The 13,417-nt window shown below is 59.2% G+C and carries 12 protein-coding genes; 5 read left to right on the forward strand and 7 right to left on the reverse strand.

The genetic code is table 11. The features are described 5' to 3' along the window. Positions 1-254 precede the first annotated feature (254 nt). From B0B09_RS05925 to B0B09_RS05940, 4 genes are read left to right on the forward strand one after another with little or no spacing between them, the layout of a single operon-like run. Positions 255-884, forward strand: a complete 630-nt coding sequence (locus B0B09_RS05925; RefSeq protein ID WP_242654348.1) for a paraquat-inducible protein A — start codon at positions 255-257, stop codon at positions 882-884. Beyond that, positions 854-1,489 (forward strand): paraquat-inducible protein A, encoded by a 636-nt coding sequence (locus B0B09_RS05930; RefSeq protein ID WP_076658742.1) that lies wholly within the window; start codon positions 854-856, stop codon positions 1,487-1,489. The genes B0B09_RS05925 and B0B09_RS05930 overlap by 31 nt, the downstream gene beginning before the upstream one ends. Next, on the forward strand, positions 1,486-3,579 hold the full coding sequence (locus tag B0B09_RS05935; protein WP_084190733.1) for a PqiB family protein: 2,094 nt from the start codon (positions 1,486-1,488) through the stop codon (positions 3,577-3,579). The genes B0B09_RS05930 and B0B09_RS05935 overlap by 4 nt, the downstream gene beginning before the upstream one ends. A gap of 3 nt (positions 3,580-3,582) precedes the next feature. Continuing rightward, positions 3,583-4,140, forward strand: coding sequence for a PqiC family protein (locus tag B0B09_RS05940; RefSeq protein WP_076658743.1), 558 nt, complete (start codon positions 3,583-3,585; stop codon positions 4,138-4,140). Here B0B09_RS05940 and B0B09_RS05945 read toward each other — a convergent pair. From B0B09_RS05945 to B0B09_RS05970, 6 genes are all read right to left on the reverse strand, one after another. Then, entirely contained in the window at positions 4,137-4,982 is an 846-nt protein-coding gene (locus B0B09_RS05945; protein WP_076658744.1) for a metal ABC transporter permease, read from the reverse strand. The two genes, B0B09_RS05940 and B0B09_RS05945, sit on opposite strands and share 4 nt — an antisense overlap. After that, entirely contained in the window at positions 4,982-5,839 is an 858-nt protein-coding gene (locus B0B09_RS05950; RefSeq protein ID WP_076658745.1) for a metal ABC transporter permease, read from the reverse strand. Before B0B09_RS05950 ends, B0B09_RS05945 begins: the two co-directional genes overlap by 1 nt. Beyond that, the gene (locus B0B09_RS05955) at positions 5,836-6,693 is read right to left on the reverse strand and encodes a manganese/iron ABC transporter ATP-binding protein (RefSeq protein WP_076658746.1); all 858 of its coding nucleotides are present in this window, start codon (positions 6,691-6,693) and stop codon (positions 5,836-5,838) included. The genes B0B09_RS05950 and B0B09_RS05955 overlap by 4 nt, the downstream gene beginning before the upstream one ends. Then, entirely contained in the window at positions 6,690-7,574 is an 885-nt protein-coding gene (locus B0B09_RS05960; protein ID WP_110549947.1) for a metal ABC transporter substrate-binding protein, read from the reverse strand. The genes B0B09_RS05955 and B0B09_RS05960 overlap by 4 nt, the downstream gene beginning before the upstream one ends. Before the next feature lie 146 nt (positions 7,575-7,720). After that, the gene (locus B0B09_RS05965; RefSeq protein ID WP_076658748.1) at positions 7,721-10,885 is read right to left on the reverse strand and encodes an efflux RND transporter permease subunit; all 3,165 of its coding nucleotides are present in this window, start codon (positions 10,883-10,885) and stop codon (positions 7,721-7,723) included. Beyond that, positions 10,885-11,985 carry an efflux RND transporter periplasmic adaptor subunit gene (locus B0B09_RS05970; protein WP_076658749.1) on the reverse strand — a complete coding sequence of 367 codons (1,101 nt, stop codon included), beginning with the start codon at positions 11,983-11,985 and terminating at the stop codon, positions 10,885-10,887. Before B0B09_RS05970 ends, B0B09_RS05965 begins: the two co-directional genes overlap by 1 nt. 204 nt (positions 11,986-12,189) lie before the next feature. Between B0B09_RS05970 and B0B09_RS05975 the strand changes: the two genes are divergently transcribed. Then, a complete protein-coding gene (locus B0B09_RS05975) occupies positions 12,190-12,477 on the forward strand; it encodes a DUF1330 domain-containing protein (RefSeq protein ID WP_076659819.1) in 288 nt (95 codons plus the stop codon). On the opposite strand, the gene B0B09_RS05980 is transcribed toward B0B09_RS05975, so the two are convergent. Further along, positions 12,474-13,403 carry an AEC family transporter gene (locus tag B0B09_RS05980; protein WP_076658750.1) on the reverse strand — a complete coding sequence of 310 codons (930 nt, stop codon included), beginning with the start codon at positions 13,401-13,403 and terminating at the stop codon, positions 12,474-12,476. The two genes, B0B09_RS05975 and B0B09_RS05980, sit on opposite strands and share 4 nt — an antisense overlap. Positions 13,404-13,417 lie beyond the last annotated feature (14 nt).

A 13,417-nucleotide genomic window follows, 5' to 3' on the forward strand; every position in this document is an offset into this window, starting at 1 on the left:
CACCCGCAAGGGGCAATTCATCGGATGAATCCGGTCTTTGGTGCGCCAAAGCCAATCGCCCCGTATCTGAAAGAGAAATCGCAGCCTACCGGACAGCCATAACCGCCCCAAGAGTGGGACCAGAAGCTGTCGCGCTGCACATACTCTCCGCAAGGTGAGTTGTCGTGGCGGCAGACGTAGCATATCTGTCCCATACGCGATAACGTCGCGTGACGTCTGGGGCAGGTCCCCGCGATGACAGGAGCCCGAACCGCGTGAGCATACACACGACGCCCCTTGATGATCTTGTCGCCTGCCCGCAGTGCGACACGCTGCATATGGCGCGTAACCTGCCAGAGAATTCGCAGGCCCACTGTCAGCGTTGCGGCATTGTATTGATGACCTCGCAACCTTCGGCCATCGCGCGCGTGCTCAGCCTCGCGTTGACCGCCTTCGTGATGATGATTGCCGCAATCAGCTTTCCTTTCCTGACACTGGATGCGGGCGGTCTGCAGAACGCGACATCGGTTCTGGACGCGGTGATGGCGTTTAAAGACGGCTATGCCTTTCCTTTGGCGGTCGCAGTTGCCTTCTTTATCATCGTGATCCCGCTGATCCGCCTGAGTGCGCTGATATACGCGCTGGGTCCGCTGGTGCGCGAGGCCAAGCCACGCCAAGGTGCGCGCAAAGCCTTCGCATTGGCTGAAAAACTGCGCCCTTGGAGCATGGCTGAAATTTTCATCGTTGGTGTGACTGTAGCGCTGATTAAAGTGGCCGGACTAGCCGCTGTCACAATTGGCCCAGCATTTTGGGCCTTCGCCGGGGTCGTGGTGATTACCGTGCTCAAAGATCAATTGATTTGTAGGTATTCGATTTGGGAAACGCTGGACAAAGCCTCGGCCTGATTACGGCCCGCAACGCCGGATTGGTGGCCTGTCAGCAATGCGGACAGGTGCACCCGCTGGAAACGCGCATCTGTAAGCGGTGCGAAGGGCGGTTGGTTAGCCGCGACACCGAGAGCCTGCAGAAAGTTTGGGCGTGGCTGATCGCGGGCATGATCGCCTATATTCCGGCCAATATCTATCCGATGTTGCTTACGTCGACGCTGGTTGAACGCTCGGAGAGCACCATCATCGGCGGCGTAGTCGAACTTTTCGATCACGGCTCTTACGGCATTGCGCTCATTGTCTTTGTCGCCTCGGTGATGATCCCCGTCGGGAAATTCGTCGCCATCATGTATCTGGCCATCAGCGTCCAGCGCCATTCCGGTGATAACCAGCATGAACGCCACGTGGCTTATGAGGTGGTCGAGTTCATCGGGCGCTGGTCCATGATCGACGTCTTTGTCGTTGCAATCCTGTCGGCACTCGTGCAACTCGACACCATCGCAACCGTCAACCCCGGCATCGCGGCAGTCAGCTTTGCGTTGTCCGTTATTTTTACAATGTTATCCGCACAGGCCTTTGACTCCCGCCTGATCTGGGACGCAGACAGGACCAAGCAGCAATGAGTGATCCGCAAACAACCGGGCCCGCACCGCTCGACGTGAGACCCGTCAAAAAGAAGATCTGGCAGCGATTGTCGCTGGTCTGGCTTGTGCCCATCATGGCCTTGGCGATTTCACTTTGGGCTGCATGGCAGAACTATGCGGATCGCGGCACGCTGATCACGATCAGCTTTGAAAACGCGGCAGGCATTACGGCCGGAGAAACCAGTATCAGATACCGCGATGTTACCATTGGCGAGGTGGAGGATGTCGAGTTTTCGAATGGTCTGACCGATGTGCTTGTGCATGCGCGGATTGATCAAACCGTCGCGCCCTTTCTTGATGATGACGCCCAGTTCTGGGTTGTGCGCCCTGATGTGTCCGTGCGCGGCATTACCGGCCTCGATACCGTCTTGTCCGGCGTCTATATCGAAGGAAACTGGGATACAGAGGCGGATGTGGCCCAGACACAGTTCGTTGGTCTGGAAGAGCCTATTCTGACCCGCGCAAACCAGCGCGGCACCACAGTGACACTCCGCGCAGATGATGGCGGCAGCATCTCGGCGGGGGCGCCGGTGCTGCACAAGGGCATTGAGGTCGGCTATCTCGAACAGCCCCAGCTTTCACTCAATGGCAGTCAGGTTGTCGTCACCGCCTTTATCGAAAGCCCCTATGACCGCCGCATCACCAGCAGCACGCGGTTCTGGGACACATCGGGCTTTAGCGTTTCTTTCGGCACCGGCGGCGTGTCTTTGAACGTCAGCTCACTGGCCTCTGTCATCGAAGGCGGGATTGCATTTGATACTGTCGTTTCGGGCGGTCGACCAATTCAGGATGGCGCCACCTTTGACATTTTCGACAGCGAAGAGGCCGCGCGCGAAAGCCTCTTCACCGATCCCAATGCAGAAGTGTTGCGTGTCGCGGTGCTTTTCGAACAATCGGTCAGTGGTCTGGCGGTCGGGTCCGAAGTCCGCTTTCAAGGCATCCGCATCGGCGAGGTCAGCGACCTGAACGCCATCGTGCTCGGTCAGGGCAGCGACGCCGAAGTCCGTTTGCAGGCGGTGCTTTCGGTTGAACCTTCCCGCCTCGGGATGGGCACTGACGCTACTGTCGAAGACGCGTTCAACCTGTTGTCGGATTTTGTCACGCGCGGCCTGCGGGCACGGATGGTGACAGGGAATATTCTGGCGGGTACGCTTTTTGTCGAACTGGTTCAAGTCGAGGACGCGCTGCCTGCGATTATGAACCTGACATCGGGGGATTATCCGGTCATTCCCTCAACGGATTCAGAAATTTCGGACGTCGCCGCCACCGCCGAAGGCCTGCTGTCGCGCATCAATGCGCTGCCCGTCGAAGAACTGATGGATGGTGCAATTGATCTTATGGATAGCATCGAGCGGTTGGCGAATGACGACTCCACCCGTAACGCACCGGCGGCCCTTCTATCGCTGCTGGACGAATCCCGTGCCTTGATCGCATCGGACGATCTGCAGGCCATTCCCAATGACCTGCGCACTGTCATCAACGACATCAATGGTCTTGTGGCCGAGGCCAGCGAAACCGGTATCATCACGAACCTTGATGCGGCGATCGCGACCGCGGCACAGGCGGCCACGAATATCGAACAGGCCACACAAAACCTGCCGCAGATCACCGCCGATATCGAAGCACTGACGACCCGTGCCAACCAGCTTGAACTGGAGGCGTTGGTCGCGTCTGCAACCGAGACATTGAACGCGGTTGATGCATTCATCGGGACCGACGATGCGATTGCCTTCCCAGCCGAAGCCAACGCCGCCCTCGTGTCTTTGCGCACCTTCCTTGATGAAGTCCGCGAAGGCGGTGCCATTGAAAACGTGAACGACGCTCTTGCCTCGGCCAGTCAAGCGGCCAGCGCAGTCGAAGACGCCGTCAGCACCCTGCCCGCCCTTTCCGCGCGCGCAAATGATCTGGTGACCCAGATTACGACGGTCGTGAACAGCTATGGCGAGCGGTCCCGCTTCAGCGCCGAGACGCTGTCGACGTTGCGCGATATTCAAGAAGCGTCCGATGCGATTTCCTCGCTCGCGCGCACCATCGAACGAAACCCCAATTCCTTGTTGATCGGACGGTAAATCATGCTTTCACGCTTCACAGTCCTTGTCCTGACAGCGCTTGCCGCCTGTTCCCCTCTGGCCGAGCGTGTCGCGATGACACCGCTCTCCTCCTCGGTTGAACTGCGTCCCTTGGTGGGCAGCGCCATGATCCGGACGGTGTCTCTGCCGACATATGCCGCCGCAGAAGAGATTGCCGTCAAAACTGCGGACGGGCGCATCACACTGCGCGAAGACGTGCTCTGGGCGGATGAGCCCGAGCGCGCGGTCACATTGATCCTGACACGCACCCTCAGCGACATTCTGAACACCGATGTCGGCCCAGACCCCTGGCCCTTCATCGGCCTGCCCGATGTGTCCGTGGACGTGCGGGTCGAGCGGATGCTGGGGGGGCTGGACGGGACGTTCGAGCTGCGCGGTCAGTTCTTTGTTGCCAGCGAAGGGGTAAACTTCCGCAATAGCACCCATCGTTTTGACATCATCGAACAGGTGACGGACGGATCCGTCGAAAGCATTGCCGCTGCGCAATCGGCTGCCTTGCTCAAACTGGCTGAACAGATTGGCGCTGTGCTCGGGCGTTAGCCTGCGGCGTCATTCAGTGTCGCGGTGGTGCGGCGGACCTTCAGGTTCGCCCGCACGAATGCCACGATAAAGATCGCTGTCAGCACAAGGATGACCGTTGGCGCAGGGGCACTGTCGAGAAAGAAGCTCAGATAGACGCCCGAGAAACCTGCGAACATCGTCACCCCCACCGCAATCGGCAGCATCAGCGCAAAGCGTTTCGTCAGCAGAAACGCAATCGCCCCCGGTGCGATCAACAGGCCAATCGACAGGATAATCCCCACCGCCGAAAGCGTGGCGACGATTGTCAGCGAAATCAGCGCCAACAGCCCGTAATGCAGCCAGCCCACCCGCAACCCGACCGCCTGCGCCTGTACCGGATCAAAGGCATGGAGCATGAATTCGCGTTGCTTGACCAGAATGATGACCGCAACAAACGCGGCAATCATGCCAGCGGTCCAGAGGTCTGTGCCATCCACGCCAAGCATATTGCCAAAGAGGATGTGATCGAGGTGCACGTCCGTTGTGATCTTGGTGTAAAGCACAAGGCCGAAGCCGAACATGCCCGAAAACACGATCCCCATGACGGTATCCTGCTTGACCCTGCTATTGGCCGCCAGAAACCCGGTGCTGAGCGCGCAGGTCATCCCCGCCACAAAGGCCCCGATGATGAGCGGGATATTCAGCATATAGGCGATAACAATGCCCGGCAGCACCGCGTGGCTGATGGCATCGCCCATCAGCGACCACCCCTTGAGCACAAGATAACAGGACAGCAAGCTTGTCGGCACAGCAATGATCGCCATCATCAGGAAGGCTTTGTTCATAAAGGCGAACTGGAAAGGAAAGAGGAGCGTTTCCATCAATTGCCCTCCAGTGCAGCGGCCGCACGGCGGCGCGCGGCCAGATAGCCGTGTTTGGGTGCGAAAACAAAGGCCGCAAGAAAGATAAGTGTCTGTAATGTGACGATGATCCCGCCTGTGGCACCGTCAAGATAATAGCTGAGATAGGCGCCAACAAAGCTGGTTCCGGCCCCGATGGTGACGCTCAGCACCAACAAGCGTGGGAAACGGTCTGTCAGCAGATAGGCCGTTGCCCCCGGTGTTACGACCATGGCAATGACCAAGAAAGCACCCACGGTTTGCAAAGCGGCAACGCAAGAAGCGGCAAGCAGCGTAAAGAACACCGCGCGCAACAGATCAGGCCGCAGCCCGATGGACCGCGCGTGGTTTTCGTCAAAGAATGCGACCATCAGGTCTTTCCATTTGGCCAGCAGCACAGCCAGGGTCACAAAGCCGATGATCGCGAGTTGCAGCGTATCGGAGGGCGTGATCGCAAGGATGTTGCCCATCGTGATCGTCTGCACGCTGACCGATGTTGGCGACAGCGACACCATGAAAAGCCCCAGTCCAAAGAAGGACGTAAAGATCAGCCCGATGATCGTGTCCTCTTTCAGGCCCGAACGCTGGTTGAGAAACAGCATCGCCCCTGCGGCCAACCCGCCTGCGGCAAAGGCCCCCAAAGCAAAGGGCAGACCCAGCATATAGGCCCCCGCCACGCCCGGCACGATCGAATGGCTGAGCGCATCACCGATCAGCGACCAGCCTTTGAGCATCAGATAGGCAGAGAGAAACGCGCAAACCCCGCCGACCAACGCACTGACCCACATGGCGTTGAACATGTAGCCATAGCTGAAAGGTTCCAGCAAAAGCGCGATCATGTGGGCTCTTTCTCGGTGTCGCCGCCCTCGCCGTAAACAACAAAGGGGCGCTCGTCATCGGTGATCACACGGATCTGGCGGCTGTCATCATCGTCGTGCAGGTCTGAACCGCCCAGCACGAAGTGCCGCAACACGCCGCCAAAGGCGATTTCGAGGTTTTCATGGGTAAAGACATCCGAGGTCAGACCGTAGGCCAGCACCGTCTGCTTGACAAGAATTGTGCGGTCACAGAACTCTGGCACAGACCCGAGATTATGGGTGGAGACCAGTATCACCCGCCCCTCATCCCGCAGATCGCGCAAGAGGGCGACGATCGCATCCTCGGTTTGCACATCAACGCCGGTAAAGGGCTCATCAAGCAGGATCACCTGCCCTTCCTGCGCCAAGGCGCGGGCCAGAAACACCCGCTTGCGCTGACCGCCGGACAATTCGCCAATCTGACGCTTGCGGAATTCCGACATATTTACCCGCGCCAGCGCGTCACTCACCGCCGCATGATCAGCCGCTTTCGGGCGGCGAAAGAACCCCATGTGCCCGTAGCGGCCCATCATGACCACGTCCTCGACAAGGACCGGAAACGACCAATCCACCTCTTCGGATTGCGGCACATAGGCCACGATATTGCGGCGCAACGCCTCGGCCACCGGCATGCCAAGCACCGAGATTTCGCCGCGTGCGGCAGGCACGAACCCCATGATCGCCTTGAACAGCGTTGATTTTCCGGCACCATTTACCCCCACAAGGGCGGTGATCGTCCCTGTGGGGATTTCAAAGCTCGCGTTATGCAGTGCGGTGTGCCCGTTACGGTAGGTCACCGTCACATTCTGCGAGATGATGCCGGAGCTTTGGGTCATTCAGTCAGGCCTGCTGCGATGGTTTCCGTCGTGACACGCAAGAGGTCAAGGTAGGTCGGCACGGGGCCATCCGCCTCGGTCAGGCTATCCACGTAAAGCACGCCCGCATAGTCCGCATCCGTCTCGCGCGCGACCTGCTCGGCGGGGGCCTGACTGACGGTGCTTTCGCAGAATACGGCAGGGATATCGTTCTCGCGCACTGTGTCGATCACGCGCCGCACCTGTTGGGGCGTGCCTTGGCTGTCGGCGTTGATGGGCCAGAGGTAGAGTTCCTGCATCCCGAAATCGCGCGCAAGGTAGCTGAAGGCACCTTCGCAAGTGACAAGCCAGCGCTGTTCGGCAGGCAGAGCAAGGATCTGGTCGCGCAGAGGCGCAATCGTCGCGGTGATTTCGGCCTTATAGGCCTCTGCGTTGGCACGGTAGGTTTCGGCATTGTCAGGATCATGTTCGACAAACGCATCGCGGATATTGTCGACGTAAATCAACGCGCTCTCAAGGCTCATCCAGGCATGGGGATTGGGTTTACCATCATAGGACCCGGACGAGATGCTGAGCGGTGTGATCCCGTCAGAGAGCGTCACACTGGGCACGTCCGAGAGGTTGCTGAAGAACTGTTCAAACCACAATTCAAGGTTCAGCCCGTTCCACAGGATCAGATCGGCATCCTGCGCGCGAATGATATCACGGGGGGTGGGTTGATAGCCGTGGATTTCGGCCCCTGCCCGCGTGATGCTTTCCACAATCGCTGCGTCACCTGCCACGTTCTGGGCCATATCGGCGATCACCGTAAAGGTGGTGACGGCTTTGAAACGGTCATCTTCGGCCATGGCAGCAGAAGAAAACAGGGCGGCACAACACACAAAGGAGAGGCATTTTATCATAGTCATTGGAGTGTCCTTTCCACAGAGAACTGTCAATCCAAAAGATGCTTATGCGACTTATTCGCAATTGTAAAAGAAAATGCGAATGGTTCGCATCTTGTCACGAAGAGGTGATGATAGACCGCAATATCTGTACCCGCAGCCCCCTATTCCGCAGGTGCCATCGCACCAATCCGTTCCTCGTTCAGGTCTGGCTTGCGAATGGCCAGACGCAGCAGCGGCGGCACCGTCAGAAGCGTCAGGAAGGCCGACATTGACAGGCCACCAACAACAACTGCACCCAAACCACGGTAGAGCTCGGACCCTTCGCCGGGGAAGATGACCAAGGGCAGCATCCCCATGATGCTGGTCAGTGTCGACATAAAGATCGGTCTGATCCGGTTGCGCGTGGCCTCTTCGATGGCGTCAACTGGCTCCATCCCTTCTTCGCGCAGATGGAACAGGGTCTGATGCACGATCAGGATCGCATTGTTGACCACGATGCCCACCAAGATCACGAAACCAAGCAAGGTCAGCATGTCCATCGGCTGGGTCTGGTAAAGGTTCAACACCGCGAGCCCCCCGACCCCGCCCGCCGCAGCCACCGGCACAGCAATCAGAATGACCAGCGGCAGGATAAAGCTCTCAAACAGCACCGCCATGACCAGAAAGACGATGATCAGCGCCACAATCAGGTTGATCTGGATCGCGTTCCAGGTCTGGCTGAGTTGATCGGCCGTGCCGGACACGCTCAGGCGGATATCGCCGGGGATGCCCTGCTCTTCGAGCACAGCAACGACCTGTTGTTCCAAAATCTCAACCGCCTGTTCCAAGGGCAGGTTATCGGCGGGCCGCACTTCGAGCGTGACCGTCCGCAGCCGTTCGCGGTGCCTGATTTCGGTCGGGCCTGCGGTCAGCATGACCTCAGCCAGCGCCGACACCGGCACGATCTGGCCACCGGGGGTGACAACGGGATAATTGCCGACATCTTGGGTACGGGCGGCGTCACGGATGGTCGGGTCCCCTTTGAGCACCAGATCAACACGCTCTGACCCCACGGTAATCTGCGCGACGCGCAACCCGTCGTTAAAGGCATCAACCGTGGCCGCCAGCCCGGAACTGTCCAAACCGGCATCGGCAAGGCGCAGGCGATCAGGGATCAATCGGACCTCTGGCGCGCCCAGCTCAAGCCCCGGGATAGGCCGGAACTGATGCCCTTCCGCACGTGGCAGAACACCAGAAACGATCCCTGCCGCGCGTCCCGCCACAGCCAAGATTTCGTTAAGGTCCTGACCCGAGACATTGAGTTCAATCGCGCGGCCGCCACCCACGCCGCGCCCGAAAAGGGATGGTTGGGTCATAAAACCGAAGGTGCCGGGTTCGGCAAAAATCGGTCGGCTGAGGATAGGGATCAACTCGCCTGCGCGCTGGCTATCAACCGCTGCGGCACCGACGAAAGAATTGCCCGGTGTGGCCACGAAAAAGAAACTGTCGATAGCGGGCACACCATCAGCGGTTTGCGCTTCGGGGGCCACTTCCCACAAAGGCTGGGCCACGTCTTCGATACGCTGCGCAATAGTTTCAGTGGTTTCAAGGTTATAGCCAGGGGGCGGAATGATCAGGCCGAAGACCAGATTGCGGTTGCCTTCGGGCAGATATTCCAGACGCGGCAGAAAGGCCCAGCTGGCCACCGCAGCACCGCCGGCAATCAGGGTCACCATGATGATCCCGATTGTCCGCACCCGCACAGTCATGCGCACGTAAGCCATGACCAGATTACGGAACCCCCGCCCCAAGTGGTCGATCCCCCAAAGCGGGACCATCTTTTGATCATCGCGGCGCAGCAAACGGCTGGCCAGTGCAGGGATCACGGTAACGGCAACCACCAGCGACAACAGCACAGAGACCGAAATCGCCACCGCGATATCGCGGAAGAGTTGCCCTGCCTCAAGCTGCATCACCAGGATGGGCACAAAGACCAGAACGGTCGTCAGCGCCGACACAAGGATCGCGCCCCAGACCTGTTTGGCCCCCAGATAAGCCGCCTCGCGCCGTGAATACCCAGCCTCGCGCAGGCGATAGATGTTTTCCAGCACCACAATCGCGGCATCCACGATCATTCCGACCGCAAAGGCGATACCCGCAAGCGAGATCACGTTCAACGTGCGGCCAGTTGCGGCCATGACAACGAAGGTCGCGACAATCGACACGGGGATCGACAGCGAGATGATCACAACCGCCCGTGGCGAGCGCAAAAACAGCATCAGGATCAATGCCGCGAGCGCACCACCAATATAGATGTTCGTGGTCACAAGATCGATCGCACCTTCAATATAGATCGTCTCGTCATAGACCTGTTGCAGGATCAGACCCTGATCTGTCATCGGCCCTGCCTGCAACGCGTCCAGCACGACGCGGAGTTCTTCCATCACGGTGATCACATTGGCACCGGATTCGCGCACCACATTGAAGGCAAGACTGGGTTCGCCCTTGAACCGCAGCCGCGCGGTCGGTTCCTGATAGGCGAAGGCCACATCTGCCACGTCACTGACGCGCACCCGCCCGATGCCGCCGCTTGCTGCATCCGAACGCAGTACGACGTTACGGATCGCATCCTCGGTGTTCAGATTGCTTTCCGTGCGGACGATATAGCGCCGCTTGCCTTCGTCCACATCCCCTGCGGAAATCGAGATATTCTCGGCGCGCAGCCGCTGCACCACCTCTGGCACGGTCAGCCCGAAGCGTGACAGACGCTGCGGGTCCACGACCACCTGCAATTCGCGCGTCACCCCGCCAAAGACGTTCACAGCGGCGACGCCGGGGATCCGCTCGACACGGTCCTTGACGATGTCTTCGATGAAATCACCATAGTTCGGCATGGGCTGTGTATTGCCTTCGGCGGCCGTGACCAGCACCCATGCGATAGGGCTATCGTCGGCGCCAGAGGTGTTCAACGTCGGCTCATTCGCTTCCGCCGGATAGCCGCCGACGCGGTCAAGGCGGTTCGAGACCAGCAAGAGCGATTGGCTCATGTCCGTGCCGATCGCAAATTCAAGCGTGACCTCGGCCTGACCGGTGCGTGAGCGGGACGTCATGATTTCAAGCCCGTCGAGCCCGCGCAGAGTTTCTTCCTGCGGGTTCACGATCTCGCGCTCGATCTCGGAGGGCGCGGCACCGGGCCAGTTGGTCGAGATCACAACGATGGGTTTGCGTACGTCGGGTGCAAGCTGGATCGGGATTTGCGTGAGTGCGAGCGCACCAAAAAGGACGGCCATCAGAACGGCCGCAATGACCGCGACAGGGCGTTCAATGGAATACCGGATGATATCCATCAATTCGTCTCCAACAGATTGGCGGCAATCGCCTGCCCCGGACGCAGCCGTTCATTCCCGCGGACCACCACCAGATCACCCTCGACAAGACCATCAACCACTTCATAACGGTCGCCGAGAGGCACACCCAATGTCACGTTGCGCGGCTGCGCCTGATCCTCGGCGGCGACAAAGACGGTCCAGCCGCCTGCCCCTTGCACGAGCGCATCTTTGGGCACGGAGAGCACATCACGCGCGGCGCCAACAGGGATATCCACGGTCAAGCTTTGCCCGACAGCGGCGTTGCCTTCGGCCGACAGTGATGGCGCGGCAAAGAGCACGGCACGGGTACGCGTCGAAGGATCCTCGACTGGCAGAACCGCGCGGAGTTCCAGCATCAGTTCGGCACCGGTTTCGGTCTTGGCAGACACCATCTGGCCGGGAGACAGGAAATTGGTGTAGCGCGATGGTACACTGGCCTGCACTTCGAAGGCGTCAGTATCCAACAGACGCACCAGCGGCGTGCCTGCCTGAATAAAGGCTCCGGGGATCGTGTTCACTTCAAGGACAACACCCGAGAAAGGCGCTGTGATCCGGCTCTGCTCAAGCTGATAGCGGGTTTCGGCAAGGCGGGACTCGGCACTTTTCTCACGGGCTTGTGCTTCGAAAAACTGGGCCTCTGCTTCCAGAAAATCGGCCTGTGCATCGTCAAACCGACCCTGGCTAAAGGATGTCCCGCCGCGCAACGCCTCAATCCGTTCAAGGGCGATGCGGGCCCGGTCAACACGCGCACGGGCGGTTTCGATACCTGCAGCGGCTTCGGCCAGTTGCGCCTCGGACTGGGCGACCTGAATTGTCAGCAGATCATCGTTCAATTCGACCAGCAGATCGCCGGTTGTTACGCGCGTACCTGCGAGAACGGCCACCATATCGACATTTCCGGCAACGCGACCCGCGACATCGCCGTCACGTGCCGTTGTCACCTCGGCAAAGACGGGGACAGTTTCGGCCAATGCACGCATTTCCACGGCTTGCACGCTGACCGCTGCGGGGCCGCCCTGCGCTTGCAGTATCGACGCAGCCGCAGTCAGTACAAACACAAAAACAGGCAGGAAACGCATTGATCTTCTCCGATGGGGACGTATCGGTAAAGTAGCGTGACGGATGTGAAGTCAACGATTGGGCCGACTGACAGCGCCAAACATGCCCGCATCGGGCGCATCTGCTGCAAAAGCGGGCATCGCAGGCCGGCAAACGCGCGCTTGTCATCACAAGATGAACCAGAGATGGTGGCACAAAGCGACCATTATCAAGGAGGAAGCAGCATGCCCAAAGGCTATATCATTGGCCATGTCACGGTGACGGACCCAGAGGCGTATCAGGCCTATGTCACAGAAAATACACCCATCATTCAGGGCTATGGCGGGCGGCCCTTGGTGCGCGGGGGCCAGTCCGAGCACCCCGAAGGTCCGGAATACAGCCGCCATGTTGTTTTCGAGTTTCCCGATTACGCGTCAGCCAAGGCGGCCTATCACGATCCCGCCTATCAAGAGGTGGCGCAAATCCGGCGCGACAATGCATCCAGCATGATCGTCGTGGTCGAAGGCGTCTAGGGCAGAACCGCCAGCCACACCCAGACCGTCAGGATCGACAGGGCCGTGCCCATCAAAACAGCCGACGCCGCTACGCGCTTGGCCTTGCCGTACATATTGGCAAAGACATAGGCATTGACCCCCGGCGCCATGGCTGCAGTCACTGTTGCAGACCGCAAGGCCGCATCAGAGAGATCATTTGCGCGGACCAGCCCCCATGCGATCAAAGGATGCAGGACAAGCGAGACCGCCACAACAAACAGGATGGTGCGCATGTCACCTTCCGGCCGGTAGCGGTACAGCACGCCGCCCAAACCGAAAAGTGCTGCCGGCAGGGCCGCGCGGATCATCAGGTCAATCGCGTCTGTCAGCACCGAAGGCAATGGAATACCGGACAGATTCACGACAAAGCCCAACGAAATGCCGATGATCAGCGCATTGTTGAACATCGCCTTGAGCACTTTGCCCGGCAAGGCCGCGACAGAGCCGCCGCGATTGCGTGCAATCTCCATCGCAGTGATACCCACCATATAACAAAACGGCGAATGGATCGCGATGATGGCATAGTTCGCCTCAAGCGCGCCGGCGCCGTAGGCGCGTTCGGTAATCGGCAGACCCAACAAGAGAGAGTTTGAAAACAGGCAGCAAAACCCGATGACAACACTGTCTTCCCAATCGCGCCCGAACATGTAGCGCGCGCCCAGCAATCCCGTGACAAAACCGGTAAATGCGCCGGCGTAGAAGCTTGCAAGAAGCGCCAGATCAAAGTTCTGTTGCAGATCAAGTGTCGAGATGGCGCGGAACAACAGGCAGGGTATCGCGAAGCCTTGGGTGAACTTCATCAACCCCTCGACACTGCTATCGCTGAAATAGCCCTTCCAGACAGCAACATAGCCAAAGCCGATAACCAGAAATACCGGCAGGATAACGTCGATCAGCGCGGCCATGTCGGATCCTTCGG

The organism is Yoonia rosea, assembly GCF_900156505.1.
GTDB lineage: Bacteria > Pseudomonadota > Alphaproteobacteria > Rhodobacterales > Rhodobacteraceae > Yoonia > Yoonia rosea.